This is a genomic window from Rhodococcus sp. p52 (assembly GCF_000763325.2).
GTDB lineage: Bacteria > Actinomycetota > Actinomycetes > Mycobacteriales > Mycobacteriaceae > Rhodococcus > Rhodococcus pyridinivorans.
Genome location: NZ_CP016819.1, coordinates 4,581,590 through 4,606,874 on the forward strand (window position 1 = coordinate 4,581,590; position 25,285 = coordinate 4,606,874).

Consider the following 25,285-nt stretch of genomic DNA (forward strand, 5'->3'; position numbering starts at 1 on the left):
GACCACTGGGGCGACTTCGATTCCTCGTCCGTGGGAGGTGCTGCGAACAGTGGCGGACCCCCGCGCGACGACGGGCACCGCGACCGCGATCGACGGTCGCGACGGGTTCCCCGCGACCGTGCCGGGTCTGCTGCTCGACCGGGTGTCCCGCTCCCCCGACTCCGTCGCCTACCTGTGCCCGGACGGTGAACGGTGGCGTCCTTCGACGTGGACGGACGTACGCCGCGAGGTCTTCGACCTCGCGGCGGGACTGATCGGTCGGGGTGTGGGAGCCGGATCGCGGGTCGCGATCTGCGCGACGACCTGTTATCGGACCGTCGTCGCCGACCTCGCGATCGCGTGCGCGGGCGGCGTCACCGTCCCGATCTACCCGGCGACCCGCGACGACGAGGTGCGGTCGCAGATCCGGCGTGCGCACACCGTCCTCACCGTCGCCGACCGGCCGGTCGCCGCCACCGACGTCCTGGGCATCGACGGACTCGACAAGCTCGCCGACGAAGGGCGCCGTCTGCTGCGCACCGACCCCGACGTCGTGGAGCGACGGATCGCGGCGTTGTCCCCGGACGACGAGGCCGCGCTGATATACACGGCGTGCGAGGACGGCCGCACCAAGGGCGCGTGCCTGACCCACCGGGGCACGACCTACGGCGCCCGTGCCGTCGCGCAGACCGGGATGATCTCGTCGTCCGACCGTCAGTTGCTGTGGTTGCCGCTCGCGCACGTCTTCGGCCGGTCGTTGCTGCTCATGGCCATGCACACAGGTGTGAGCACCGCCGTCGACGGTCGCGCCGACCGCGTCACCGCGAATCTGCGCACGGTCCGGCCGACCTTCCTGGGATCGGTCCCGCACGTGCTCGAGAAGATCGCCCGGCTGGAACGGGACGAGCTCGGGGGTCGGCTCCGCTTCGTCGTCTCCGGATCGGCGCGATTGTCCGAAGACGTCGCCCGGCGGTTCGAGCAGCTCGGTGTACCGGTGCTCGAGTGTTACGGGATCACGGAGACCTCCGGACCGTCGTGCGCGAACCTGCTCGGCGCGCACCGCCCCGGCACGGTCGGCCGACCACTGCGCGGCACGGAGGTCCGGATCGCCGACACCGGCGAACTCCTCATTCGGAGTCCCGGAGTGATGACCGGTTACCACGACGATCCCGCGGAGAGTGCCGCCGCGCTCGACGCCGACGGCTGGTTCCACACGGGCGATCTCGCCGAGATCGACGCCGACGGATTCGTCGTCGTGACAGGGCACCGCAAGGACACCTTCAAGACCAGCACCGGAAAGTACGTCGGCCCCACCGCGCTCGCCGACCGCTGGCGCCGGATGTGTCCGGGCAGCGAACTCGTCGTGGCCGGGGAGCTGCGCCCGTACTGCGTCGGTCTCGTGTTCACCACCGCGCCGGAACCGGTCGTCGCGGCCGCGCTGGAACAGCTCGACGCCCGATCGGATCCGTGGGAACGCATCCGCCGTTTCGTCACGGTGAGCGAGCCGCCGGAGACCGACGATCTCGACCCGGCCGGGCGTCCGATCCGGGATCGCGTGCTCGCCCGGTACGCCAGTCTCGTCGACGAGATGTACGCGAACGGTCGTCGCGCGGGCCAGGACGGGTCGCGGCAGACGAATGCCCTCTGAAGTAAGGTTCGCCTAAACGCAGGTCACCGCGCGGGCGGAGAGACCGGTCGTTCCGCCGTCCACGATCCCCTGCCGAGGAGAACGCACCCATGGCCCGTAGTCTTCGCCCCCTCGAGGTCTTCCCGATCACCACGCGGTACCTGAAGGTGCTCCGCGTGACGGACGTGAGCCCCGGGATGCGGCGGGTGACCCTCGGGGGCGAACAGTTGCGGGCGCACGTCGCGCCGAACGGATTCCCGGTGGAGGCGTTCCGGTCCGACGGTGTGGACGACGAGTTCAAGCTGATGTTCAAGCATCCCGAACTCGACGAGGCCCTCGGCCCCACCCAGGCCGACGGCGTGGTGAACTGGCCGCGCGATCCGAAGCTGCTCATGCGCACCTACACCGTCCGGCGCTGGGATCCGGCCGCCGGCGAGATCGACGTGGACTTCGTGCGCCACGGCGTGGGGCCCGCGTCGAGCTGGTCGTACCGCGCGGAACCCGGTGAGACCATCCAGATCGCCGGACCGAAGTCGTCGGCCGGACACCCGCAGGGCGTGGACTGGACGCTCGTGGCAGGCGACGAGACGGCGCTGCCGGCCATCGGGCGCTGGCTCGAGAACTGGCCGGAGGGTGCACGCGGCCGGATCTTCGTCGAGATCGCCGACGACTCGAATCGGCAGGATCTTCCCGTTCCCGCCGGTGTGGAGCTGACCTGGCTGAGCCGCGACGGCGCCGAGCCGGGCACGACCACCCTGTTGTTCGATGCCCTCCGGGCCGCCGAGTGGTGGGACGGCACGGTCTTCGCGTGGGTGGCCGGTGAAGCCCTCACGCTCACCCCGATCCGGCGGTGGCTGCGCAATGAGAAGGGCCTGCCGAAGGAACAGGTGGAGGTCACCGGCTACTGGCGTCGTCAGGAAGTCGCGGTGTCGGAGGCCGACGCCTCCCTGCCCGATTTCGAGACGACCGAGGACGAACGCGACCGTTTCGACGAATTGACCGAGATCGCACCGGGTTTCGCGCTGCGGGTCGCAGCGACCATCGGACTGGCGACGGCCTTCGACGCGTCGCCGCGCACCCTCGACGAACTCGTGGCCAAGACAGGGACCGACCGCACCGGTCTGGGCAAACTTCTCCGTTATCTCGTCGCCGTGGGGGTGGCCGAGGATCTGGGCGAGGGCCGGTTCCGGCTCACCGGCGTCGGCCGTGAACTCGAGGACGACCACCACCTCGAGGAACTGCGACTCGACGGTGTGCACGCGCAGCGGGAACTGGCGGGCATGCTCGCACTGCTCGCTGCCGTCCGCACGGGTCGCGGGGACGACGCACATCGGTTCGGCAAGAGCTTCGCGCAGCGCGTCACAGACGACACCGCTCTCCTGACGGATCGGTACGAGCAGGAAGCCGAAATGGCCGTCTACTTCGCCAGTGCCCTCGCGGCGAAGGTGCCCTCCGATGTCTCGACGATCGCGGTCTCCGGTGAGGCCGCCGGTTCCTACGCCCACGCCCTCGTCACGGCGAATCCGTCGGTACGGGCGACCGTGGTGGCCGCGCCGTCGGAGATCGAGGTCCTGCGTCGCGTCCACGGCGAGCACGAGCGCGTCGCCTATACGCCGGGCAGCATGCTCGAAACCCGCCCCGAACCGGTCGACGCGGTGCTGCTGACCGGGCGGTTGAACGAACTGCCCGATGCCGACGCCGTGCACGTGCTGCAGCAGGCGGCGGCGGGACTGAATCCGGACGGCCGGGTCCTCGTCTTCGGCACTGTGCTCGACGACATCGCCGGTGAGCACGACTACGAGGACGATCTCATCGACTTCGCACTCAGCGGCGGCGGTGGTCGTACGCACGAGGACCACCTGGCACTGTTCGAGGCAGCCGGCCTCGCGGAACCCGAGCGCACGACGGTGGGTTGGGGCATGACGCTGTACACGTCCACCGGCTCGGCGGGCTGAGATCGTGAGAATGCAGCGGCCTCGCGACGCGCGGGGCCGCTGCAGAACGACGAGAAGAGCTGCTGCGAGGAAGTCTCCCGCGAGGAATGTCTTCCGAACGGTGGACCTAGCGGGAGGCTTGTCGAAACTTGCCCCAGCGCTGGCACGGATGGTCGCGAGCCACAGGGCCATTCGAAGCGTGCGTGTCCACCAGGCGCACCGAGGCGGAGCCTTCCTCAGCTGTCTCGACCGGATGAGGTTCGTCAGGTTCCGGAAGTTCAGGGCCGAGCCGCGGAGGCGCTCCAGGCACCCGTTGACGGTCCCGGTCGGGCCGTTGCACGTGCCGGTCCGGTCGAAGAACGCGAGGATGTCTCGTGGGCGAGACGCCGCGTGTCCGTCCCGCGCGAGAGCGCCCGGCTACCGCATCCCCGGCACCACGGGTCCGGCTCGGCGACGCGGCACTCGATCACCGCGCGATCCGGCTCGAGCAGCTGACCGACGGCCACGAGACCGAGCTCGTCGAGGTGTCAGAAGACGGTCAGGTCGGGGGGCGCGAAGGTAGCGTGGTGCACGTCGAGGTCTTCCGGCGGATGGTCAGTGTGAGAACTTCCATCATCGGAAGGCCTCGACTTTCATCCGGCGACCGACGCGCTCAGCCACCCACCCCCTCAACTGCGAAGAGCCACAACACCGGCCACACCTGTCGCCGATCGCGTGCGTACGCCCTTTGCGGTCCGCAAGAAAATGAGTACACTCATTAATGTGAGCGAGGTGCAGCAGCTTTCAGAGCGCGGACGGCGCCCGGGCGTTCGGGAGATGGAGTCCCGCCGCGAGCAGAACATGCGGCTCAAGCGGGAGCGAATCTTTCGCGCCGCGTCCGATCTGTTGCGTGCGCGCGGGTTCTCCGCGGTGACGACGCAGGAGGTGTCCGCCGCGGCCGGGGTCGCAGCGGGGACCTTGTTCCGGTACGCAGCGACCAAGAGCGAGTTGCTGCTCATGGTCTACAACGAGGCACTCCGGGCATCGATAGATGAGGGCGCCGCGCGTGCGGCGTTGACGCCGGATCCTGCCGCCGCGGTCTTCGCCCGCCTGCACCCCCTCGTCGTCGCTGCCGCACGTGAGCCGGAGAACAGTGCTGCGTACCAGCGGGAGCTGCTGTTCGGCCCTCACGACGCGAAGTTCCGGGCCGAGGGCATGGCGTTGATCTTCGAGCTCGAGGCGTCCCTCTCCGACACGCTACGACGCGCCGCTCCGACCCTCAGCGACGGGGAGGCACGCGTCGCAGGATCCTCGCTGTTCGCCGTCACTCATCTCGCGATCGCTCGGATGACGGCCTCGGACATCCCCGAGGCTGACGCGATCGACGACCTCAGACGTCAGGTCACGCTCATCGTGACCGGCGTGCTGCACACACCCCGGCGGCCGGATCCGCCGCCCGAGAAGGAATGAAGGAAACAGAACAATGAGCAACATCACACACGTGACCGTCCTGGGAACCGGAGTCCTCGGCACCCAGATCGCCTTCCAGACCGCCTACAGCGGCTTCCAGGTCACCGCATATGACATCAGCAGCGATGCCATCGAGGCAGCCAAGAAGCGGTTCGACGCTCTCGTCACCACCTACAAGGACGACGGAGTCGCGGGGGCAGCCGAGGGGAAGGCGGACGAGGCGCTCACCCGCGTCCGGTTCTCCTCCGACCTCGCCGACGCGGTCGCGGACGCGGATCTGGTCATCGAGGCGATCCCCGAGGTACTGTCCATCAAGCAGGACACCTACCGAAGGCTCGGCGAGCTCGCACCGGAGAAGACGATCTTCGCAACGAACTCGTCGACACTTCTGCCCAGCGACCTCAAGGACTCCACCGGACGCCCCGCCAAGTTCCTCGCGCTGCACTTCGCGAACCGGGTCTGGAAGTTCAACACCGCCGAGGTGATGGGCACCGCCGACACCGATCCGGCCGTGTTCGACGAGGTCGTCGCCTTCGCCGGCAACATCGGGATGGTTCCGATCCCCGTGTACAAGGAGAAGTCCGGCTACGTCCTCAACTCGCTACTGGTGCCGTTCCTCAACGCCGGGTACGCACTCGCCGCCGGCGGATACGCCGAGCCGAAGGACATCGACAACGTGTGGCGGATCGGCACGGGAGCGCCGATGGGCCCCTTCCAGATCACCGATGTCATCGGCCTGGTCACCCCGTACAACATCCTCGCCCACGGCGGGGAGGAGGACCAGGCGCTCGCGGCCTGGCTGAAGAGCGAGTACATCGACCACGGCAAGCTGGGCGTCGCCACCGGCGAGGGCTTCTACACCTACAACTGACCCACGACCGCGGCAGAACAGTCCACGAGAGGACGTGCAAGCCAGATGTACTACAGCAGTGGAAACTACGAAGCCTTCGCCCGCCCCCGCAAGCCCGAGGGAGTCGAGAACAAGACCGCCTGGTTCGTCGGCGCCGGGCTCACCTCGATGGCCTCGGCGGTGTTCATGATCCGCGACGGGCAACTCTCCGGCGACAAGATCACAATCCTCGAGCGCCTGGACCTGCCCGGCGGCGCGCTGGACGGTATCAAGAAGCCGGACAAAGGGTTTGTCATCCGCGGCGGGCGCGAGATGGAAGACCACATGGAGTGCCTCTGGGATCTGTTCCGCACCATCCCGTCGCTCGAGGTCGACGGATCCGTCCTCGACGAGTTCTACTGGCTCAACAAAGACGACCCCAACTACTCACTCAACCGGGTCACACACCGGCAGGGCGAGGAGTTCGTCACCAACAATGAGTTCGGCCTGAGCGAGAAAGCTCAGAAGGAGTTGGTCAAGGTCTTTCTCGCCTCGCGTGAGGAGATGGAAGACAAGCGCATCGACGAGATCTTCGGTGAAGAGTTCCTGAGCAGCAACTTCTGGCTCTACTGGCGGACGATGTTCGCGTTCGAGAACTGGCACTCCGCACTCGAGCTGAAGCTCTACCTGCACCGGTTCGTGCACCACATCGGCGGGCTCCCCGACCTTTCGGCGCTGAAGTTCACAAAGTACAACCAGTACGAATCGCTCGTGCTGCCCATGTACCGCTGGCTCCTGGACCAGGGCGTGAGATTCGAGTTCTCCACCGAGGTCACCGACATCGACTTCGTTTTCGACGGCGACCGTAAACAGGCCACCCGCATCCACTGGACAAAGGGCGGCGTGCCCGGCGGCGTCGACCTCGGTACCGACGACCTCGTGCTCGCCACGATCGGTTCGCTCACAGAGAACTCCGACGACGGCACCCACCACAATGCGGCCAGACTCGACGAAGGTCCCGCGCCGGCGTGGGACCTGTGGCGGCGCATCGCGGCCAAGCACCCCTCTTTCGGACGCCCCGAGGTGTTCTGCGGCGACATCTCGAAGACGAAGTGGGAGTCAGCGACGGTCACCACCATCGGCCCTGAGATCCCGAGGTACATCAAGAAGATCGCCAAGCGCGACCCGTTCTCCGGCAACATCGTCACCGGCGGCATCGTCACCGCGAAAGACTCGTCCTGGCTGCTCAGCTGGACAGTCAACCGCCAGCCGCACTTCAAAGCGCAAGCACCCGACGAGATCGTCGTGTGGGTCTACGGCCTGTTCGTAGACGTGCCCGGCGACTTCACCGGCAAGACAATGCAGGAGTCGACCGGCGAAGAGATCACCCAAGAATGGCTCTATCACTTGGGTGTGCCCGTCGAGGACATCCCGGAGCTCGCGGCAAACGGCGCGAAGACCGTGCCTGTGATGATGCCCTACGTCACCTCGTTCTTCATGCCCCGCACCGCCGGTGACCGCCCCGACGTGGTGCCCGAGGGCGCAGTGAACTTCGCGTTCATCGGCCAGTTCGCCGAAACCACGCGCGACACGATCTTCACCACCGAGTACTCGGTGCGTACTGCGATGGAGGCCGCCTACCAGCTGCTGGGCATCGATCGCGGCGTGCCGGAGGTGTTCAACTCCACCTATGATCTCAGGTTCCTGCTCGAGGCCACCGCGCGCTTGCGCGACGGCGAGGAGATAGAGCTCCCCGGCCCGAAGTTCGTTGGCAACCGCATCATCAAGCACCTCGACCACACTCAGATCGGACAACTCCTCACCGACTTCGGACTCATCCCCGAGCTCGACGGCACGACGAAACGAGTCCGTGCCGATGACGCCGGAGCCTGACCCGCAGACGCTGCCGCACCGTCGGCACCACTGATCTGGTTCCACCACGCGGCACGCAAGGACCGCACGATCCGGTTCAAGTCGTTCCCCGGTCACGCTCAGACCGAGGCCGTCGAGTCGAGCGAAGGCGGTCAGGTCAGGGCGGCCGAAGCCGGCCGGCGGGGTAGCGTCGGACACGTCGAGGTCTTTCGGATGGATGGCGTAGGAACCTCCATCGTCGGGAGACCTCGACGTCTATCTGCGGACCGACGCGCCCGGCCGACCTACACCCTCATCTGGGAAGAGCCCTGAAACGTCTTCGACGACGACGGGACCGGCGAGGAGCAAGGCGCGGTGAACTAAAGAATGGAGCTTGCTCGGCTTCGACGCCGCCGCGAGCTCCGGTAAAATGGTCGGTACTGGTCGGTCGTCGTCGGTCACCACCGGATGGCAGCGTCCGCCACGCTCGTCGTTTGCGCAGGTCAGCGGCTCGTTCGCCCAGTGGGCGCATCAAGCGATAGGCGCAAAGCCGACGTGACTAGGTCGTCGGTTCGATTCCGACAGGCGGCTCCGGCAAACAGCCCCTGACCTGCGCAAACGCAGGGCAGGGGCGGTTCGGTTCTGGTGGTCGCGCGATGCGCTGGCCTCACGGCTCTGCCCGACACCGACGTCGCTCTCCTCTGCGACGGACCCCTCGCCGGCTGAGCGCTCGCGGCCGGCATCCTGCCCGTGTGCCGATAGGCCTCGCTCCGCTCGGCAACGCGGCGTGGCGTTGTGTCGCGACTTGAACTGCGAGGTGTCAACGGTGCGTCGGCGCAGCGATCGTTGTGTGCGCAGCGAGATGCTCCATGCCGCACGCGCGGCGCGCACGAACGCAACGCCCCGGGACGCCAACGACCCGTCATCGCTGCGACGCGCAAAGCGTCTCCCGTCACGGCAACGGATCGCAACCACGACCCGCCCACGGCGCCTCGCGGGACGGAGGGCAAGTTGACACAGTTGCGCTGCCATGGAACCGCGCTGGCTCTCTCGACGACCACCGGTGAAACAGTGCCGCTCCAGGCTTGCGCCTGGTGTTGCCTGGCCTCCTCGTGATCGGCCCGTCGGGGATCGTCAACGTGGTGCGGGTGTCGAGGCGGTCGGGTCCGACGGCTCGGCGGGGCGCGATCGTCTCGTGCGTTGGCGGACTACGGGAGCTTGGACGCGAGGACGTCGGCCGCCAGGATCTCGGGTGCTGCGCCGAGGAGGTGCTGGTTGGCCATCAGGGCTGCGACGATGGCGCCGTTGGCGTGGGCGTCGCGAGCGGCCTCGTCGGGGAATGCATCGAAGATCCAGAAGGTGTCGGCGTGGGTCCTAGCCGCGAACCAGACAATCGTTCCTACTTCTTCGTTGGCGAGTGCGACAGCGCCGGCGAGCAGATCGGCGAGCGCGTCGTGCTGTCCATCGGCCGCGACGATCTTGGCGACGAATGCATACGGAAGTGATGCTGGTGTGGACATGAGGGGTTCTCCTTGAAGTCGGGGTTCTTCGTGGGGCGAGTTCAGCGTATGACGAGCGAGGGCCGGTGGGGAGTGGCGTATACGACAGTATTGCTATTGTTCGCGCCATGCGTATCGGACTGATCGCGATCGACGGCTGCTTCGGTTCGGCTGTCGCGTCGGTCATCGACATCGTGCGGGTGGCCGACGGAGCCCGCGGCGATGTCGACCCGCGGATCGACCCGATCGAACTCGCCATCCTCGGACCGAAACGGCGAGTGACCACGACGGCATCGATGACCCTGTCGGTAGACCACCCGCTGTCGGAGTCCGGAGAGTTCGACGTGGTCATCGTCCCTGCGCTTGGAACCCTCACGGCCGCCGCTACCAACGACGCCCTCCAGAGCCGAGATGCACGTTCGGTCATCGCCTCACTCGGGCGCCTCGACGACGCGACCACCCGGATCGCCGCGGCGTGCACCGGCGTGTTCGCCGTCGCCGAGACCGGACGGATGAATCATCGGCGGGCGACGACCAGCTGGTTCCTGGGGCCGGAGTTCCTGAAGCGCTATCCGACCGTCGCCCTCGATCTCGACACCATGGTCGTGGTCGACGGGAACCTCGTCACCGCCGGCGCCGCGTTCGCCCACATCGACCTCGCGCTCTCACTCGTGCGATCGATCAGCCCCGACCTGGCCCAACATGTCGCCAAGCTCCTCATCATCGACGAGCGTCCGTCGCAGGCGGCCTTCGTCGCCTACGAACATCTCCGGCACGAGGACCCGATCGTCGTCGAGTTCGAACGCTTCGTGCGCGCCCGCCTGGACGAACCGTTCAACGTCGCCTTCGTCGCGCAGTCGCTCGGCACCAGCCGGCGCACCCTCGAACGACGAGTCCGTGCGGCGCTCAACCTCACTCCGCTCGGCTTCGTCCAACGGCTTCGCATCGAACGAGCTCGGCACCTCTCAGCAACCACGGACCTCACCTCCGCCGAGATCGCGCTACGGGTCGGCTACGCGAACGCCGAGACTCTGCGCTCCCTCCTGCGCAGGGAGCGACGCCGTTCCTGACCTATCGCCATGCCTGTAGCCGGTGTCCTAGCGCTCGGTTGGAACCACCTCTCAGCACGTCGCGTCGACGCTCCTGCGTCGCCCCTGGACGACCCACTCGACACGCCCGCAGCACCGGCCATGTGACGTGCCCCGGCTTCCCGGACGGTCGGGGTCGGGTGGCTGTGGTGTCGCTACGTTCTCGTCGAGGGGGTCAGCAGACCCGATCAGGGTCGATTGGGATGAGCCGCGAAGGCGGTCAGCGCGGCCGAAGCCGGCCGGCGGGGTAGCGTCGGACACGTCGAGGTCTTTCGGATGGATGGCGTAGGAACCTCCATCGTCGGGAGACCTCGACGTCTATCTGCGGACCGACGCGCCCGGCCGACCTACACCGTCATCTGGGAAGAGCCTGTAATGGTCGCACGGAATGCTCAGGCTGGGGAGAAGCGGTAGAAGTATTTGGTGACGTAGAGTTCGTCGACGATGGTGGTGACCATCAGGATGAGGTCGGGGCCGTCGGTGAACAGGTTGCTGTTCATGTCGAGGTCGCTGTCGGAGTACTTGCTCACCCAGGTGCCGTCCACGAGTCGCTCCATGCGGAGGTATGGCGCCACGCTGCTGACGATGCGTCCGTCCTGGTCCTCGATCGAGTCGGTCAGGACGCCCTGCTCCTTCTCGGCGGAGGTCCAGGGGACCTTGGCGCCGCCTCGCATCGAGAAGTGGACCTCGCCGTCGGAGTCGGTGATCTCGAGCGTTTCGCCTCCGGCGGGGGAGATGGTTTCCGGGGTGTAGAGCGAACGGTCGCGGAAGATGATCGCGTAGCTGCCCGAGCGGTGTCCGGCGTCCTGTTCGGAGAAGCCGGTCAATTCCCACCGGCCGAGCAGCGCTGTCGGGTCAGTCGTCTGGGGAGCGGGCATTGCCAAGTCCTCTCAGTGGGGGTCGGGTCAGGGGGCCAGCGCGGCTCGAAGCTCCATGGAGTTGTCATCGTTGAAGCGCCAGGCCTCGGCTTCGTTGCCGAGGTGGTAGGTCACGGTTGCGGACTTCGCCTCGAGGTCGCACTGGATCACCCCTGCGACAGGTTCGCCGGGTTGGTCTTCCCGGTTGTCGAGCCAAGTGTTGTTGACTACCGCTTTTAGAATCCCAAACGTCTTGGGGTGGATGTCGCCGACGTTATCCTCACGCTGAGGCCCATAAGCGGCGGCAAGGAGTTTTATTGTGTTTGACTCGTAAAAGAGGATAAAGGCAGCGTGGTCTGCGGGATACTCGGCGAGAAAATAGCGGTCGTTGGCGAGTTTCTCGACAAGAGCTTCGACTGTTTCGTTATCAACTGTCAATGTGGTTGGCATTGCTGTATCACTTTATCTTTGATCGGCTAAACGTCTGGCTTGCCTCGTTTTTGAATCTCTCGGTTATGGTTTCGGGGGGCCAAGTGAACTGTATCCAACGGTAACTTCTGATGCCCGAGAGCCATCCGGTGGGTGGCTCAAAACTATCTCACCTCGGACCACCGCCGAGGCTCGATCCTCCAGCCCGAGATCGAGTTCGTGCTGGTTAGCGTTGATTCGTTGGTTAGCAATCTCGATCAATGCCGCAAGCTCGCCGGGCGTGTGGGCCGAGCCGATGTGCGCGATCATCTGGCGCCGACCGCGGATCTTCTCCCACATCTGCACGCCGATGGCCCCGGAGGCGGTCTTGGACTGCACCACGTACAGATCCACCACCTCCATACTCCGCTCGATTAGTGACCCGCGCGCCACATGCTCGAACTCGTGACCTGCAGCGATCCTAACGAATTGGCTAGAAACGACGTCAACTTGTGGAACTCAGGTATGACACGGGGTGATCCTCGCTGATGCCCTGCACCCGTTTGACGAATTCGTCGCCGGGCTGAACCTCGACCGCGTCGACACTCTCGTCGGCTCGTTCCTCAGCGTCGAGTGCGGTTTCGAGCACGGTCTTCGTCAACTGCCCGAGCAGTCCGTTCGGGCCCATCAGTTAGACGCCTTGTTCCTCGGCCTGGGCCAGTAGTTGCTGCGCCAACTCCAGCTGGTTCACCTCGTCCGCCATGGGCTCCAGTGTTTCCGTCATGGTCGATCCTTCCGCCAAGCTCGCTGCTCGGCGTGTCAGGCCGACCCGGATCACGTCAACACCGACATCCCCGAGCCGGTGACCGCAGAAACGAGCCTGCCCCGCACTCAGGCGGGGCAGGTTTCGATTTTCTCAACTTACGTGGAGCTAAGGGGACTCGAACCCCTGACCCCCACACTGCCAGTGTGGTGCGCTACCAGCTGCGCCATAGCCCCTTGCACGGCCCTGACGGGGACCGCCACCGAAGACTACAGGCGAGAGCGTGAACTCTCGCCTGTAGCGATCTTGTGGAGCTAAGGGGACTCGAACCCCTGACCCCCACACTGCCAGTGTGGTGCGCTACCAGCTGCGCCATAGCCCCGTATTCGGTTGTACCGTTGCGCTCCGGTTGACCCCTTCGCGCTGAAAGAAAACTACACCATCGCGCTCGACGCCAACAAATCGGCTGGTAGACAGCGTGACTGTGGCGGGAGCACGCACCGTGCGCAGCTCCCGCCACCGCTCCGTCTATCCGACGAGTTCGGTCACCCAGTTCTCGTCGCCGAGGGCGTCGATAACGGTCCCCTCGTACACGACAGCCGGCGTGCCGGCCGCTCCGGTCGTCGCGAGCAGACGGCGTCCCGCCTCCGCGTCGGCCGAGGCCTGATCGATCCGGGCGCCGTCGGTGATGCACTGCGCGACGTCCTCGGAGGCACCCGCGTCGCGCGCCATCTGCGCGAGACCCGCGTTGTCGATGTCACCGTCGCCACCCTCGGCCGGTTGGTTGTCGGGCGACAGCAGGGCGTCGTGGAATGCGGAGAACGCGCGGGCATCGCCGCTCTCGGCGACGCACTGCGCCGCCGCCACCGCGCGGGTCGAGTAGTCGCCGCTGCTCGACGCCCGGTCGAGGAAAGCGAGCATCCGGTACCGGATCGCCAGTTGGCCGTCGTCGATCGCCTGGGCGAGCTCCTGCGAGTGCTTGTGTTCGAGTTCGGCGCAGTAGGGGCACAGCGGGTCCTCGAACAGGTCGACGGTCCGTGGGGCGTCGGGGCGGCCCAGCAGGATTGCGCCGTCGTCCTCGATCGACACTTCCACCGCGCCGTTCTGCACGGAGCCGTAACCATCGTTGCGGGGATCGCCGCTGCCCGACGACCACAGGACACCACCGATGACGAGCGCACCGATCACCAGGATCGCGATGCCGCCGAGAATGTAGGTGACCCTGTTCGACGTCGGCTGCGGTGTGTACTTGCCGGATGAGACCTTCTTCGCGCTCACGGATGCTGCCCTCTACTGCTCGTCGGTGGGGAAGGACGATCTCACTCTGCCATCGACGGCTGAGGGGCCGCTGAGAGGGAAGCACATGAACCCGGACCGAGCGCGAACCAGGTGCGCGGCCGGACGACCAGCCATATCGACATCGCCAGGAAGCCGACGTCGCGGGCGATCTCGATCGCGTAGTCGCGGCCGTCGACGCCCTCGACCACACCTCCTCCCCCGAAGCAGCCACAATCGATCGACAGGCCGCGCGCCCACGCCGAGGCGATCGCGGCGACGAGCGCGACCAGCCCCAAGGCGCTGACGAGCGCTGCGAAGCGCGTCGCGAGACCGACGAGCAGGACCAGGCCCAGGGCCAGTTCGAGAACGGGGAAGGCGGCGGCGAACGGCCGCACCCAGCCGGCGGGCAAAATCTGGTACGCCCGTACCGCCACGACGGTCTGCGTCGGATCCGAGAACTTCACCCAACCGGAGACGAGCCACACCGCCGCCAGACCGTATCGGGCGAGCGTGGAGACGAGACCGACCCACATGCCGGCGACAATACCGGGCGGTCGTCTCACCGCGCCGTGTCGTCGGTCACCTGTGTCGCCTGCTCGACGACCCGGGGGCGTCCGACGACGAACCACGGCAGCGTCGCCGCTAGCATGATCACACCCGTGACCGCGAAGGCCGTCGAGTAGGACAACCGGTCCGCGAGGAAGCCTGCGGCGACCGGACCGATCACCGCGCCGACATCGGCGACCATCTGGAAGGTCGCGAGCACCGGCCCGCCCCGGGCCTTGCTGCCCACGACGTCGGCGACGGCGGCCTGCTGCGAGGGATTCGACAGCCCGGACCCCATCCCCGCCACGAACGAGGTGATGAGGAACCAGACGACGCTCTCGGTGAATCCCATGGCGATCGTGCTGACCCCGCACACCACCAGACCGGCCAGGACGAAGGGTCGCCGCCCGAACCGGTCGGACAGCTTGCCCGACTTGATGAGGACGAGTGCGTTGCCCACCGCGAAGGCGGTCAGCGCGACACCCGCGAACGCCTCACCCTCGTCGAGCGCCTCGACGACGAACAGAGGCACCATCGCCACGCGGACCCCGAACACCACCCAGCCGTTGGCGAAGTTCGATCCCAGCGCCGCGCGGTAGACCGGCGAGCGCAGCGCGTCGCGCAGGCGCATGACGGGCACGCCGTCCCCACTGTCGGGACGGGCGAGTTCCGACGAGCGCAGGCTGATCCCCACGACCGAGGCCGCGACGAGCAGCGCCACGGCGTAGATGAGAAAGGGTGCGCGCAGCCCCAGTCCGATAAGGGCACCGCCGAAGAGCGGGCCGAGGATGTTGCCCATGAGGAAGCTGGTCGCGTACAGGCCGGACACACGCCCGCGGGCGTCCGGGGGCGCGATCCGCACGAGCAGACCGAGCGCCGACACCGTGAACATCGTCGACCCGATGCCGCCGAGGGCCCGGAAGACGAGCAGCTGCCAGTAGCTCGCCGCGAATGCGCACGCGCCCGTCGACAGGGCGACGATGAGCAGGCCCGTGATGTAGACGGGCCGCTCCCCCAACTTCTGCACCAGCGACCCGCTCGCGGGTGCGAAGAGCAGTCGCATCGCCGCGAACGACGACACGACGACCGTCGCCGCCGTCACACCGACGTCGAAGCTTCGCGCGAATTGGGGCAGCGCGGGAGCGACGAGACCGAAGCCGAGCGCGATCACGAAACTCGCGACGACCAGAACCCAGATTTCCCGCGGCAAAGCCGCATCACGTGTCCGCATGATGCCCACGATGTTAGCGAGGCGCACGACCTCGCCCGGTCGCGCGGTGGGCGAGCGGGCTCAGGACAGGACGGACGAGACGAGTTCGCGTGCCGCCTGCTGGACCTCGGCGAGATGGTCGGGGCCGCGGAACGATTCGGCGTAGATCTTGTAGACGTCCTCGGTGCCGGACGGGCGGGCGGCGAACCACGCGTTCTCGGTGGTGACCTTCAGGCCACCGATCGCGGCACCGTTGCCGGGTGCCGCAGTGAGCGTCGCGGTGATCGGTTCGCCGGCGAGCTCGGTGGCGCCGACCTGCTCGGACGACAGTTTCGACAGCACCGCCTTCTGCTCGCGCGTCGCCGGGGCGTCCACGCGCGCGTAAGCGGGGTCGCCGTACCGATCGACGAGTTCGGCATAGTAGCGGGACGGGCTCTTCTCCGTCACCGCGGTGATCTCCGCCGCGAGCAGGGCGAGGACGATGCCGTCCTTGTCGGTGGTCCACACCGCGCCGTCGCGCCGGAGGAAGGACGCACCGGCGCTCTCCTCCCCGCCGAAGCCCAGCGAACCGTCGCTCAGCCCGGGAACGAACCATTTGAAGCCCACCGGCACCTCGAGCAGGTCGCGGCCGAGGCCGGCGGCGACCCGGTCGATCATCGACGAACTCACGAGCGTCTTGCCCACCTTGCTCGACTCCGCCCAACCGGGGCGATTGCGGAACAGGTAGTCGATCGCGACGGCGAGATAGTGGTTCGGATTGAGCAGACCGGCGTCGGGGGTGACGATGCCGTGCCGGTCGGCGTCGGCGTCGTTGCCGGTCGCGAGGTCGTAGGCCTCGCGGTTGCCGATCAGCGATGCCATGGCGTTCGGCGACGAGCAGTCCATGCGGATCTTCCCGTCGGTGTCGAGCGTCATGAACCGCCAGGTGGCGTCGACGAGCGGATTGACGACGGTGAGGTCAAGGGCGTGCCGTTCGGCGATCTCGCCCCAGTAGTCGACGCTCGCACCGCCCATCGGGTCGGCGCCGATCCGTACCCCGGCAGCACGGACGACGTCGAGATCGACGATGTTCGGCAGATCGTCGATGTAGGCGGCGAGGAAGTCGTGTCGTCCGGCGGACGCGAGCGCCGACGAGAGCGGCACCCGCTTCACCCCGTCGAGTCCGGCGGCGAGCAGTTCGTTGGCGCGAGCGGCGATGACCGACGTCGCGTCGCTGTCGGCCGGACCACCCGACGGGGGGTTGTACTTGAAGCCACCGTCGCGCGGAGGATTGTGCGAGGGGGTGACGACGATCCCGTCGGCGCGGGCACCGGAGCCGGAATTGTGCTGCAGGATCGCGTGACTGACGGCCGGAGTCGGGGTGTAGCGGTCGCGGGAGTCGACGACCACTTCGACGCCGTTCGCGACGAGCACTTCGAGCGCGCTCGTCCAGGCCGGTTCGGACAGGGCGTGCGTGTCGCGGCCGAAGAACAGCGGGCCCGAAGTGCCCTGCTGGGCGCGGTATTCGACGATGGCCTGGGTGGTCGCGAGGATGTGGGCTTCGTTGAACGCACCGTCGAGGCTCGAGCCGCGATGACCGGACGTGCCGAAAGCCACCTGCTGCGAGGCGTTCTCGGGATCCGGTTGCACGGTGTAGTAGGCGGTGACAAGGTGTGCGAGATCTTCGAGATCCGCCGCGGTGGCCGGCTGTCCCGCTCGTTCGTGCGCCATGTGCTCTCCTCGTCGATGGTGGTGTTCTCATCTTGCCGCCGATCCGCGGCACGCGCGGGATGAGTACCCCGATCCGCGCGTCGGTACGGATACTGACGAAAAGGTCATCACGGCCATGGGACCAGAGTTTCTGACCCGAAAGTAGTATTGGCGTTCACAATTAGGTGGGCTAACTTCAGTGAACGAAATGAAGACGATGCCGGGGAGGACATTTCTTCGTTTCGCTCTCGCTGTTTCGGCGCCGTCTCCGACGTCTCCGGGACCGACAGCGACCGTGCCCGTCGTCGAGAACACTCACCCTCTGAGTCTCGACGGCGGGCACTGCCGTTTCCCGAAGCTGCCGATCAGGCTCACCCGGACAACAAGAAACCCGGGTAGGTGATCGATGGTCGATCACCTACCCGGGTCGATGGTGGAGCTGCCGGGAATCGAACCCGGGTCCTCCGCCGCCTCGCGAGGGCTTCTACGGTCCGGCAACGTCGGCTAGTGGCAAGTGGTTCGGTGTGGGGTTGTCACTTTCCGAGCGGGCAATTCCATGTAGTTCCGCGTCGCGTCCGGTCGTTCCGACCGGTGTCGCGAATTACCGGTACGTATCCGGTACATCGCGCGGGCATCGTGCACTGAGTACCGTGGATGGCGCGCGGGCGGTGGGGGCCAAGGTCCCGGGAAGCACCGCCCGCGCGCCTTCCATAGGAACGACGAACAGCCCCGCCTCCGGATCGAGGCGGGGCTGTTCTGTTGCGTCAGGCCGCGGGGTCGGTGTCGTCCTCGACGCCACCGGGGTCGGTCGGCTCGGGAGCCGGCGCCGGTCCGGGCTCGGCTGGGTCGTCCGGGGGCTCCGGTTCCGGTTCGGCGTCGGCGTGCAGGTCGTCGAGGGCCTGGGCACCGGCTTCGAGGCGGGAGAAGTCGAGCTCCTCGCCGCGTTCGACCTGAGCCTTCAGGTCCTCGATGCCTCCGACGATTTCGCCGTGGGCCTTGTCGAGCTGGTCGGCGATTCGGTTGATGCGTTCCTGGTTGCTCATGGTGAGCCTCCTGATTTGGTCGAGCATGGACAGCACCTCGCCGAAGAGCGCGGTGCGGATGTATCGCCACATGGGGGCGATCACCTCCTCTCGGAGGGGCATGAAAAGGCGCCCCACCGTTCAGGCGTGGGGCGCACATAGGGATGCGTTACGGGCGGGTCGGGAAACTCTGCGCCAAGATCACCACTACGCCAGAATGTCCGACGTGAAGGAATGGCAGAAGGAAGTTCTCATCGGTCTCGCTGGCGGCCTCTTCGTCGGCCTCGTCATCCTGTTGCTCAACTTTCCTGGAGGCATCCCGATGCCAGGAAGGTAAACAGGGGACCAAAGACCCGTAACGACCAGTCTGTTTACGCGATACAGACTGCATGATCAACTCCACCAGGTGCCCGCGCTGCGGACACCTGCCGGGGAAACCTCCCCCCGCGTGGCTATCCCGCATCCCCCTGCTCGGACCCTTCTACCAACGTCACATCGCATCAGCGTGCGCAGAGGGCGTCGAGGGTCCGAGCGGATGGGGTGAAGCCTGCGGATGCAGCCACCCGTTCCACATGTACCGACTGCTCGACCAGAGGTCGAACCGCTAGCCGACGATTCGCTTCAGTTCGGCAGCGAATCGACGTGCCAGGTAGGTGTGCCCTTCCGCCGACGGGTGCGCCCAGTCCAGCGCCGTACGGAACCAATCCGCATTACCCCCGTCCGGGGTACCTACCCGGCCAGTGCCAGTGAACCAGCCGGAAGCGTCGATGTACGACACGCCCGTGGTGGCGTCGACCGCACTCTTGACCTCCGCGTCCATCACTGCACGCCGGGCCGTGTCGAACCCGCCACGTGCCGTGGTCGGAGTGGCAGGGAACAGCGTGGACGCGAGGACGATCTTCGCATTGGGAAGGTTCGTCTTGATCGCCGCGATCGACGCGGAAACCTCGGTGTTGATCGCACCAGCTGCCGCAGCCTTGTCGTTCTGTGATCCAGGGATGAGCACCACATCGGGAGCGGCCGTGTAGAGATCGGCGAGGCGCTGCGAGAACCGCACTGCGGTGACCCCGGTGGTCACGTCGGTCGCCCAACCGGTACCGCCGATGCCCAAGTTCGTCACATCCCAGCCGAGCAGCCGCCCGAGCTGGAAGGCGAACCCGAGCGCCTGCTGCCCGGATGCGACGATGCCCGCGCCCCAGACAAGCGAGTCCCCGAGGACGGCGAGCTTCTTCGCCCCCACCGGAACCGAGGACGCCGAGAGTGTCGCACCGGGAGGGGTCCAGATGCCACCGAAGTTGAAACCCGAGTCGACCTCAAGGACGATGCGCCGTCGCTGCGCATTCGGCATTCTCACCTTGATCGCCCACGCACCCGAAGCCCCGAGCGCCGTGAGCATCGGAGTGGTCGGCTGCCCGTCGATCCACAGTCGGTATTCGCCACGCGGAGAGCTGGCGGTCCATGCCTTGATCTCGAACTCGGAGCCCTCGTAGTCGAACATCACCAGCCACGGATTCGAGGCGGTGCCGGCCGGGGAGCCTGTGAGACGAGCGAAGTAGTAGTGCGATCCGGTGTCGCCACGATTGTTCAGTCCGACGTAGCGGAACAGGGGATTGTCGCGCGCGGTGAGCACGCCGTCGGTGATGCTGGTCGTCGACGCCGCTGCCTCGGTAATGGTGATCGGCGGACCGTACGGCGCGGGGATCGGCGCCGATGCGACAGATAGCTCACCGAGCGAGCTTGCTCCGCCCCCTCCGCCCAGCGCATCGACGTATGCCTTCGTGGTCGCGTCGTCGGCGTCGGTCGGGGCGCCGACCTTGAGCCGTCCGTTGGTGGTGCGGTAGGCGATGGTGTTCGCGTTCGCGGGTGTGCCGTAGCCGACCGTGGCCTGGTTTCCGAGCCCGTCGGTGCCGTAAAGGCGGACGTTGCTCGTGGTCTTGTCGACCTTGGAATCGACCGCATCTACCGGGGCATAAGTGGCGTTCCCGACCCGTGTGATGTGGTCGTCGACCGTCTCCTCGGTGACCAGGCGCTGTGACGCCGGCCGAGTACCTGGTGATGTCATGGATCAGACTCCCGTCACGTAGGGGACGCCGTCGACGTCCAGAGCGATAGATCCGCCACCGGTCGCGGTGGTGTCGAAGTAGGGCACGCCGTCGGCGTCGAGGAAGATGCCACCACCCCCAGTGCCGCCGCCCTGCTCGGCGCGGTCGGCGGCCTCCTCGGCGCGACGCACCAACTCGGCAACCTCGGATACGACCGGCGGGTCGTAGGCGACGTACTGCGAGACGAGGTCGTACAAGTCGATCGTGGCGACGTCCGGGATGACGACCTCGAACTCCTGCCACCCGCCGCCGGTGTCGAGCACGAGCTTCGCGGGGCCAGGATCAAGACTGTGGGTGGCGATGGCGCCGCCCGAGATTCCGATGTCGACACGGATGCGGTCGACGACCTTGCCGTCTGCGCTGTGCCGGAGGGCGGGCGCGGAGACGGTAAGGATGCCGTCGGCGTTGCGGCCGGAGATGTCGACGACCGTGCCGGTAATGCGCGTCATCACGAGCCTCCGTGTATTGACGGAGTGAGCATGTAGCCTCCTGAAATGCGAACCCCCCGCGAGAGCAGCCACTCTCCGGGGGTATGACCGACTACTGAGGAGTCGATAAATCGATGATAGTGACTGGCGCGTTCCTCGCCGACGATGCGACTGCGGCCGACGGAAAGCTTTACGTCTGGGGCGGAGTACTCACGTCCTTCACCAGGCCCAGCCCTGAACACTCACCCGTGATCATGCCCATGCTGGTGGTTCTCACCCAGGCAGAGGACGGTGACGCCACTGAGTCTGTGCCTATCGAGATCTACGGGCCCGATGGGAACGTCCAGCGAGGCGACCTCCCGATACCGGAGATCACCAGAACCGGAACACATTCCGGATTCTTCTTCGCCCGGGTGACTTTTCAGGTCCCGCAGGATGGTCGATATTCCATCGTGGTTGGCTCGGTCTCGATCCCGATAGATGTAGACACCAATACGGATTAGCCGCGCCAGCGCCACCCGCCCCGACAGTGCCGGGCACAACCTCGACGCGCTCGCCCATCACGCCCCCATCTCATCGACGGACTGCACGAGCCGATACCCGCCGGCCATCTGCAATGTGAACGGATGATTCGGATCGTTCGTCTCGTGCGAACCCACAGTCGGGCGGGAGTCCTTCACCTGCGCGTCCTCATCGGCGAGCAGCACGACCATCTTCCCGACCTGCCCGTACATCGGCGGCTGATGGAACAGCAGCAGATGATCCTTACCCTCGATGGGCGGGTCGACGCGGTAGAGGGTCGCGGGCCCAGCCCATCCGCCGAGCCCGTCGGCGACCTGTAGTGCTGTAGGCATCGAGTGCTCTCCTATGCGGTCGTGGTGAAGTTCAGGACGGTCGAGAAGGCCGACCAGTTGCCGTTGTCGTCGACGGCGCGCAGCTTCACCGCGTACGCCGTCGATGGGGTGAGGCCGGTCAGCGGGAAGCTGGTGGCTTCGGTGTAGCCGCGCACGACGTTGTTGACGAGCACCTCGTACTGGTCGACGCCGAAGTCGTCGGTCGACGGAGCCCAGGTGATCGTCGCCGTCGTGCCGGTGACCGCCGTCGCGGCGAGTCCGGCGGGAACCGAGGGTGGGACGACGCGGGTGTCGCTGATGCGGGTGGAGATGTAGCCGGCGCCCGCCGCCCCACCCCCGCCGTTGCCGGCGAAACCGAACGAGACGTACGAACCGCCACCGCCTCCAGGTCCCGAGGGCCAGCCCCCGTCACCCCCGCGGGCACCGTTGCCGGTTAGATCCGCTCGCGCTCCGCCGCCCCCACCTGAGCCGACGCCGATTTTTCCTGCCGGGACACTGGCACCATTCTCCCCTTCACCAGACCCCACACCACCTTTACCGCCAGGGTCGAAGGATCCCGACGACCCACTGGTTCCATCGGCAGCACTGCCGGATCCACCGCCATTGCCGCCGCGCACCCGGTACGTGTTGTTTCCCTCACCATATTTGCGGTCCACCGAACTTCCCCCGGTGGCCTGAGCAAGGATCGTGCCGTCCGGGGCGTAGAACGTGGTGGTCTTTCCGGTGGTGCCGTGTCCGCCGTCGCTCGTGGCCCCCGGTGCGGGTTCGCCGACGACGATGTCGATGTATGGCGGGCACTGGTCGTACGGGATGATGACCTTCTGCCAACCGCCGGACCAGCCACCGAGGCCCCCGCGGTAGGTGCCGCCCGAGCCGCCGTTGTTCGACCGGCCACCGCCGGACGCCCCGGCGATGCAGTCGAGCACGATGTCGCCGTACGCACCCGCAGGCTTCCACCAGCGGCCCGAGTATCCGAACGTCGCGATCTGCACGACGCCCAGCTCGTCGGCGAGCGTGTCGATACGATTGTCGAGACGCACCACCTCACGTTCGAGACGGGACTCGGTACCTCGGAATCGGTCCGCGAGAGCGTCGAGATTGAAGATCCCGAACGTGATGCCATCGAGGGCGTCGAGCAGATCACCGATGAAGTTGTTCACCTGCTGGATCGCGTAGTCGATGATCAAGCCGGGGATGTTGGCGGTCTGCTGCGTCCGCTCCGTATGCCCCGACGGGCGTCGGCGTGGAAGTTTCTCCATCAGTGCACATCCTCGGAAATCTCAGGCGGAGGAGGATTGATCTCCGACGGGTCCCGGTGCTGCCGCAACATCCCCACCAGGTAGCGGACGTAATCGATCGCTGCCCGGTACTTGATGCGCAGCTCGGCCAGCGACAACTTCACCGTCTCGAGCTCTTGGCGGATCTCCTCGATCCGCCGATCCCGCTCCTGCAGCTGGTCCTCGGTCCACTCCCGCATCTCGCGGGTGAACGACGACCAGTCCGCCGTCTTCTGTTCGGGGCGGCGCTGTTTCATCGCGAAGTACGCCGTGAGGAACGCCGTGACGACACCGAACAGGCCGGTGATCACCGCCCCCTGCCATGTCATTCGGTCCCCTCCGGGCTCGGTACCCTGCGCTCGATGAGGGCAGTGAGAATCGCGGCGAACACCGCCATCCCCGCGAGAGTCGATCCGGTCAGCCACGACGACGGAGAGTCCAGGAAGATCCACGACATGAGGTAGCTGACGGACCACAAGGTGGTCATGCCGACGAAGACGGACATGGCGGGCACCGCGAGCCGGGGGTAGACGGGGGCACCAGCGAGGGCGATTCCGCCGGTGATCCACAGGACAGCCCAGGCGTGCATGGGGAGCCACCAGTCGACGTAGGTGAGGTAGATGGGGTTGCCGTCGGTGCTGGGCAGGTAGGCGATGCCGCGAAGAAGGGAGCACCAGGCCGCGGTGAGGAGGACGGCGATACGCAGTTTTCGGTGCTGGGGCCTGGTGCGCCAGCTGATCTCACGCACGGATCACCGCCGGATGAACGGATCGACGTACTGCTCCCGCAGATCGTTGATGTGATCGATGCCTGCCTGCACGTGCGGTTGCGCGCGCTGGGCAGCACGCTCGAACCCGACCTCGACGGCCTGCTCGATCTTCTGCTCCTGCGCGGGCGAGGTGCGCTCGACGAAGAATCCGGCGAGGAAGTTGCCGAGAGTGGTCAGCACCAGCGTGGCGTACCCGAGATACTCGGCCGATTCGCTCTCGGTGATCAGGCCGGCGCCCACGGCGATCGCGCCGAGAATGGTCAGAATGCCGTAGATCACCTGGCGGATAGCCGGGTAGTTCTTCACGATGTTCTTCACTGCTCCCCCCCGAGGAGTCGGTCGAGCTTGGATTCGATGCGGTCGAGCTGTGCGCGCTCGCAGACCTGCCGGGCCGCGACGGTCTGCAGGAGCGACACCAGGGAGCGGCCAACCTCGTCAGGTACGTCGGCGTACTCCGGCCGAATGTCGTAGCCGTCCCACACCGATTCATTCCACAGGTCGCACCACACGTCGTACGGCCACGGCTCGTCCGGGGGGCGTGTCGACGGGTTGACGTTCTGCGGACGCTGGATCGGGCGCAGGCGGCCGGGCTGTGGATGCAGCTGCCCGGCGCCTTGCTCGACGATGTCGGTCACGGGTTCCCCCTTGGGTTGGGCGCTGCCGAACAGCGCGCGAAGTTCTTGCTCGGTGCCTCGGAAGGCGTTGACGTCGATGGACTGGCCGGCGACCTGTCCGCGTTCGGAGAACTGCAGCAGGACGACTGGTGGTGCGCCGGTGTGGAACTCGGCCCATCCGGCGTGTCCGTCGCCCGGGTAGAGGACGGAGGCGTAGCCGGTTCCGTTCACGTAGTGGCTGTTCCAGATCGGCGGGGTGCCGTCCAGTCGGGGTGCGCCCATGTGGCCGGTCCAGTACCAGCGCGGCAGGTAGTTCGCGAACACCCGCATCCCGCGCTTCTCGATGGCCCGGATGAGGGCCTTCATGTTGTCGATCGAGCCCCGTGTCTTGGTGTCCTCGTAGTCAAGCTGCACCGGGATCGACGGGTCGCCGAGATGTGCGAGTAGTGCGTCGGCCTGCCGGTCGGGGTCGATGTTGTTGCGTGCGAAGTGGTATCCGCCGAACAGGCCCGGGAAGTGCTCGCGCATCTGGTCGCGGGCGCGGGGCCAGTACGGGTCGCGGTAGCCGTCGCCCTCGGTGACCTTGTGGGTGGCGAACACGAATCCTTCACGCTTGGCCGCGGCGAAATCGAAGTTGCCCTGATGATTGCTGACGTCGATGCCGTAGAGGGTCATCGGTTTCCCTTCGGTGGGACGAGTTGCGCGAACCCTTCCCGCACGTAGTCGGAGTAACCCTCACGCTGCGCAGTGGGCGCCGGCGTCGGGGGTGCCGCGTCCGGGAACAGCGCCCCGGCGAGGAGAGGAAGAGGGTCGAGTCGGTTCGGACCCGGCGGTGACCACACAGCCCGATGCCACTCGAGGTGCAGATGCGGGGCCACGCCGCCGTTCGTGTTCGAGTCGGGGTTGATGTGCCCGATCCGCTGACCTGCCTCGACGCGCTGGCCGTACCGGACTTCGGGGATGATGTGCCCGTAGACCGTGGTGCCTGAGCCGTCGGCGGTCGGATGATCGATCACGATCCACTGCCCGAATCCAGAGGCAGGGCCGACGTTGACGACGGTGCCGCCTTGGACGGCGTAGATGGGTAGGCCACCGGAGCCGCCGTTCCATCCGAAGTCGACGCCGAAGTGCATTCCGCCCCATCGGGCTCCGAATGCGGACGTGACGATGTGGCCGCGTTTGAGCGGCCAATATCGGGGTGCCATGGTGCTC

Annotated in this window: 24 protein-coding genes, 2 tRNA genes and 4 pseudogenes; 7 read left to right on the top strand and 23 right to left on the bottom strand. The window is 66.7% G+C overall.

The window, feature by feature from the left end; all coding sequences use genetic code 11:
• The first annotated feature begins 49 nt into the window (after nt 1-49).
• Both IM25_RS21160 and IM25_RS21165 read left to right on the top strand, forming a co-directional pair.
• Nucleotides 50-1,627 carry an AMP-dependent synthetase/ligase gene (locus IM25_RS21160; protein WP_052040091.1) on the top strand — a complete coding sequence of 526 codons (1,578 nt, stop codon included), beginning with the start codon at nt 50-52 and terminating at the stop codon, nt 1,625-1,627.
• Nucleotides 1,628-1,716: 89 nt separating this feature from the next.
• Nucleotides 1,717-3,561, top strand: coding sequence for a siderophore-interacting protein (locus IM25_RS21165; protein WP_033097708.1), 1,845 nt, complete (start codon nt 1,717-1,719; stop codon nt 3,559-3,561).
• 350 nt (nt 3,562-3,911) lie between these two features.
• Here IM25_RS21165 and IM25_RS25700 read toward each other — a convergent pair.
• Nucleotides 3,912-4,112: pseudogene (locus tag IM25_RS25700) on the bottom strand (ISL3 family transposase); the annotation flags it as partial.
• 190 nt (nt 4,113-4,302) lie between these two features.
• On the opposite strand from IM25_RS25700, the gene IM25_RS21170 reads away from it, so the two are divergent.
• Genes IM25_RS21170 through IM25_RS21180 form a run of 3 tightly spaced genes read left to right on the top strand, consistent with a single transcriptional unit; the run spans nt 4,303 to nt 7,711 of the window.
• Nucleotides 4,303-4,989, top strand: coding sequence for a TetR/AcrR family transcriptional regulator (locus IM25_RS21170; RefSeq protein WP_230826274.1), 687 nt, complete (start codon nt 4,303-4,305; stop codon nt 4,987-4,989).
• Nucleotides 4,990-5,002: 13 nt separating this feature from the next.
• Nucleotides 5,003-5,860 (top strand): 3-hydroxyacyl-CoA dehydrogenase, encoded by an 858-nt coding sequence (locus IM25_RS21175; protein ID WP_006550366.1) that lies wholly within the window; start codon nt 5,003-5,005, stop codon nt 5,858-5,860.
• 45 nt (nt 5,861-5,905) lie between these two features.
• Entirely contained in the window at nt 5,906-7,711 is a 1,806-nt protein-coding gene (locus tag IM25_RS21180; RefSeq protein ID WP_033097707.1) for an oleate hydratase, read from the top strand.
• A gap of 12 nt (nt 7,712-7,723) precedes the next feature.
• Here the strand turns inward: IM25_RS21180 and IM25_RS26130 are convergent.
• A pseudogene (locus IM25_RS26130) lies at nt 7,724-7,888 on the bottom strand (ISL3 family transposase); the annotation flags it as partial.
• Nucleotides 7,889-8,877: 989 nt separating this feature from the next.
• Nucleotides 8,878-9,189, bottom strand: coding sequence for a putative quinol monooxygenase (locus IM25_RS21185; protein WP_006247389.1), 312 nt, complete (start codon nt 9,187-9,189; stop codon nt 8,878-8,880).
• Between the two features lie 107 nt (nt 9,190-9,296).
• Here IM25_RS21185 and IM25_RS21190 point away from each other — a divergent pair, with 107 nt between their 5' ends.
• Nucleotides 9,297-10,238: a GlxA family transcriptional regulator gene (locus IM25_RS21190; RefSeq protein ID WP_024101449.1), complete on the top strand. Its 942-nt coding sequence runs from the start codon at nt 9,297-9,299 to the stop codon at nt 10,236-10,238.
• A gap of 410 nt (nt 10,239-10,648) precedes the next feature.
• On the opposite strand, the gene IM25_RS21195 is transcribed toward IM25_RS21190, so the two are convergent.
• The 13 genes and pseudogenes from IM25_RS21195 to IM25_RS21260 form a co-directional block, all read right to left on the bottom strand.
• The gene (locus tag IM25_RS21195; RefSeq protein ID WP_033097161.1) at nt 10,649-11,134 is read right to left on the bottom strand and encodes a hypothetical protein; all 486 of its coding nucleotides are present in this window, start codon (nt 11,132-11,134) and stop codon (nt 10,649-10,651) included.
• A 27-nt stretch (nt 11,135-11,161) separates the two neighbouring features.
• A complete protein-coding gene (locus IM25_RS21200; protein WP_006550362.1) occupies nt 11,162-11,563 on the bottom strand; it encodes a hypothetical protein in 402 nt (133 codons plus the stop codon).
• 156 nt (nt 11,564-11,719) lie between these two features.
• A pseudogene (locus IM25_RS21205) lies at nt 11,720-11,923 on the bottom strand (IS1634 family transposase); the annotation flags it as partial.
• Between the two features lie 220 nt (nt 11,924-12,143).
• Nucleotides 12,144-12,284, bottom strand: a pseudogene (locus IM25_RS27065) (IS256 family transposase); the annotation flags it as partial.
• A gap of 163 nt (nt 12,285-12,447) precedes the next feature.
• Nucleotides 12,448-12,520 (bottom strand) — tRNA-Ala (locus IM25_RS21220).
• Between the two features lie 73 nt (nt 12,521-12,593).
• Nucleotides 12,594-12,666, bottom strand: a tRNA-Ala gene (locus IM25_RS21225).
• A 146-nt stretch (nt 12,667-12,812) separates the two neighbouring features.
• The gene (locus IM25_RS21230; protein WP_006550359.1) at nt 12,813-13,562 is read right to left on the bottom strand and encodes a DsbA family protein; all 750 of its coding nucleotides are present in this window, start codon (nt 13,560-13,562) and stop codon (nt 12,813-12,815) included.
• A gap of 41 nt (nt 13,563-13,603) precedes the next feature.
• Nucleotides 13,604-14,095, bottom strand: a complete 492-nt coding sequence (locus IM25_RS21235; protein WP_006550358.1) for a MauE/DoxX family redox-associated membrane protein — start codon at nt 14,093-14,095, stop codon at nt 13,604-13,606.
• Nucleotides 14,096-14,121: 26 nt separating this feature from the next.
• Nucleotides 14,122-15,339, bottom strand: a complete 1,218-nt coding sequence (locus tag IM25_RS21240) for an MFS transporter (RefSeq protein ID WP_033097228.1) — start codon at nt 15,337-15,339, stop codon at nt 14,122-14,124.
• A gap of 60 nt (nt 15,340-15,399) precedes the next feature.
• Complete coding sequence (gene pgm / locus IM25_RS21245) at nt 15,400-17,028, bottom strand: phosphoglucomutase (alpha-D-glucose-1,6-bisphosphate-dependent) (RefSeq protein WP_033097159.1); 1,629 nt, start codon at nt 17,026-17,028, stop codon at nt 15,400-15,402.
• Between the two features lie 743 nt (nt 17,029-17,771).
• The gene (locus IM25_RS21250) at nt 17,772-18,122 is read right to left on the bottom strand and encodes a hypothetical protein (protein WP_157126972.1); all 351 of its coding nucleotides are present in this window, start codon (nt 18,120-18,122) and stop codon (nt 17,772-17,774) included.
• Nucleotides 18,123-18,633: 511 nt separating this feature from the next.
• Nucleotides 18,634-20,091, bottom strand: coding sequence for an SGNH/GDSL hydrolase family protein (locus IM25_RS21255; RefSeq protein ID WP_033097157.1), 1,458 nt, complete (start codon nt 20,089-20,091; stop codon nt 18,634-18,636).
• A gap of 3 nt (nt 20,092-20,094) precedes the next feature.
• Nucleotides 20,095-20,580, bottom strand: coding sequence for a hypothetical protein (locus tag IM25_RS21260; RefSeq protein ID WP_033097156.1), 486 nt, complete (start codon nt 20,578-20,580; stop codon nt 20,095-20,097).
• A 113-nt stretch (nt 20,581-20,693) separates the two neighbouring features.
• Here IM25_RS21260 and IM25_RS21265 point away from each other — a divergent pair, with 113 nt between their 5' ends.
• Nucleotides 20,694-21,062: a hypothetical protein gene (locus IM25_RS21265; protein ID WP_033097155.1), complete on the top strand. Its 369-nt coding sequence runs from the start codon at nt 20,694-20,696 to the stop codon at nt 21,060-21,062.
• A 57-nt stretch (nt 21,063-21,119) separates the two neighbouring features.
• Here IM25_RS21265 and IM25_RS21270 read toward each other — a convergent pair whose 3' ends face one another.
• From IM25_RS21270 to IM25_RS21300, 7 genes are read right to left on the bottom strand one after another with little or no spacing between them, the layout of a single operon-like run.
• Entirely contained in the window at nt 21,120-21,413 is a 294-nt protein-coding gene (locus tag IM25_RS21270) for a hypothetical protein (protein WP_033097154.1), read from the bottom strand.
• 11 nt (nt 21,414-21,424) lie between these two features.
• Nucleotides 21,425-22,672 carry a fibronectin type III domain-containing protein gene (locus IM25_RS21275; protein WP_065996370.1) on the bottom strand — a complete coding sequence of 416 codons (1,248 nt, stop codon included), beginning with the start codon at nt 22,670-22,672 and terminating at the stop codon, nt 21,425-21,427.
• On the bottom strand, nt 22,672-23,019 hold the full coding sequence (locus tag IM25_RS21280; RefSeq protein ID WP_065996372.1) for a hypothetical protein: 348 nt from the start codon (nt 23,017-23,019) through the stop codon (nt 22,672-22,674). Before IM25_RS21280 ends, IM25_RS21275 begins: the two co-directional genes overlap by 1 nt.
• Nucleotides 23,016-23,438: a hypothetical protein gene (locus IM25_RS21285; protein WP_065996378.1), complete on the bottom strand. Its 423-nt coding sequence runs from the start codon at nt 23,436-23,438 to the stop codon at nt 23,016-23,018. The genes IM25_RS21280 and IM25_RS21285 overlap by 4 nt, the downstream gene beginning before the upstream one ends.
• 3 nt (nt 23,439-23,441) lie before the next feature.
• A complete protein-coding gene (locus tag IM25_RS21290) occupies nt 23,442-23,777 on the bottom strand; it encodes a hypothetical protein (protein ID WP_033097150.1) in 336 nt (111 codons plus the stop codon).
• Nucleotides 23,774-24,748 (bottom strand): glycoside hydrolase family 25 protein, encoded by a 975-nt coding sequence (locus IM25_RS21295; protein WP_065996379.1) that lies wholly within the window; start codon nt 24,746-24,748, stop codon nt 23,774-23,776. Before IM25_RS21295 ends, IM25_RS21290 begins: the two co-directional genes overlap by 4 nt.
• Nucleotides 24,745-25,278: a M23 family metallopeptidase gene (locus IM25_RS21300; protein WP_052040044.1), complete on the bottom strand. Its 534-nt coding sequence runs from the start codon at nt 25,276-25,278 to the stop codon at nt 24,745-24,747. The genes IM25_RS21295 and IM25_RS21300 overlap by 4 nt, the downstream gene beginning before the upstream one ends.
• Between the last annotated feature and the right edge of the window lie 7 nt (nt 25,279-25,285).

Bases quoted from the DNA above. Each gene is read 5' to 3' on its own strand.
- IM25_RS21165 (WP_033097708.1), top strand. From the start codon at position 1,717: ATGGCCCGTAGTCTTCGCCCCCTCGAGGTCTTCCCGATCACCACGCGG.
- IM25_RS21175 (WP_006550366.1), top strand. From the start codon at position 5,003: ATGAGCAACATCACACACGTGACCGTCCTGGGAACCGGAGTCCTCGGC.
- IM25_RS21180 (WP_033097707.1), top strand. From the start codon at position 5,906: ATGTACTACAGCAGTGGAAACTACGAAGCCTTCGCCCGCCCCCGCAAG.
- IM25_RS21185 (WP_006247389.1), bottom strand. From the start codon at position 9,189: ATGTCCACACCAGCATCACTTCCGTATGCATTCGTCGCCAAGATCGTC.
- IM25_RS21190 (WP_024101449.1), top strand. From the start codon at position 9,297: ATGCGTATCGGACTGATCGCGATCGACGGCTGCTTCGGTTCGGCTGTC.
- IM25_RS21195 (WP_033097161.1), bottom strand. From the start codon at position 11,134: ATGCCCGCTCCCCAGACGACTGACCCGACAGCGCTGCTCGGCCGGTGG.
- IM25_RS21200 (WP_006550362.1), bottom strand. From the start codon at position 11,563: ATGCCAACCACATTGACAGTTGATAACGAAACAGTCGAAGCTCTTGTC.
- IM25_RS21235 (WP_006550358.1), bottom strand. From the start codon at position 14,095: ATGTGGGTCGGTCTCGTCTCCACGCTCGCCCGATACGGTCTGGCGGCG.
- IM25_RS21240 (WP_033097228.1), bottom strand. From the start codon at position 15,339: ATGCGGACACGTGATGCGGCTTTGCCGCGGGAAATCTGGGTTCTGGTC.
- pgm (WP_033097159.1), bottom strand. From the start codon at position 17,028: ATGGCGCACGAACGAGCGGGACAGCCGGCCACCGCGGCGGATCTCGAA.
- IM25_RS21250 (WP_157126972.1), bottom strand. From the start codon at position 18,122: ATGTGGCGATACATCCGCACCGCGCTCTTCGGCGAGGTGCTGTCCATG.
- IM25_RS21255 (WP_033097157.1), bottom strand. From the start codon at position 20,091: ATGACATCACCAGGTACTCGGCCGGCGTCACAGCGCCTGGTCACCGAG.
- IM25_RS21260 (WP_033097156.1), bottom strand. From the start codon at position 20,580: ATGACGCGCATTACCGGCACGGTCGTCGACATCTCCGGCCGCAACGCC.
- IM25_RS21265 (WP_033097155.1), top strand. From the start codon at position 20,694: ATGATAGTGACTGGCGCGTTCCTCGCCGACGATGCGACTGCGGCCGAC.
- IM25_RS21270 (WP_033097154.1), bottom strand. From the start codon at position 21,413: ATGCCTACAGCACTACAGGTCGCCGACGGGCTCGGCGGATGGGCTGGG.
- IM25_RS21275 (WP_065996370.1), bottom strand. From the start codon at position 22,672: ATGGAGAAACTTCCACGCCGACGCCCGTCGGGGCATACGGAGCGGACG.
- IM25_RS21280 (WP_065996372.1), bottom strand. From the start codon at position 23,019: ATGACATGGCAGGGGGCGGTGATCACCGGCCTGTTCGGTGTCGTCACG.
- IM25_RS21295 (WP_065996379.1), bottom strand. From the start codon at position 24,748: ATGACCCTCTACGGCATCGACGTCAGCAATCATCAGGGCAACTTCGAT.
- IM25_RS21300 (WP_052040044.1), bottom strand. From the start codon at position 25,278: ATGGCACCCCGATATTGGCCGCTCAAACGCGGCCACATCGTCACGTCC.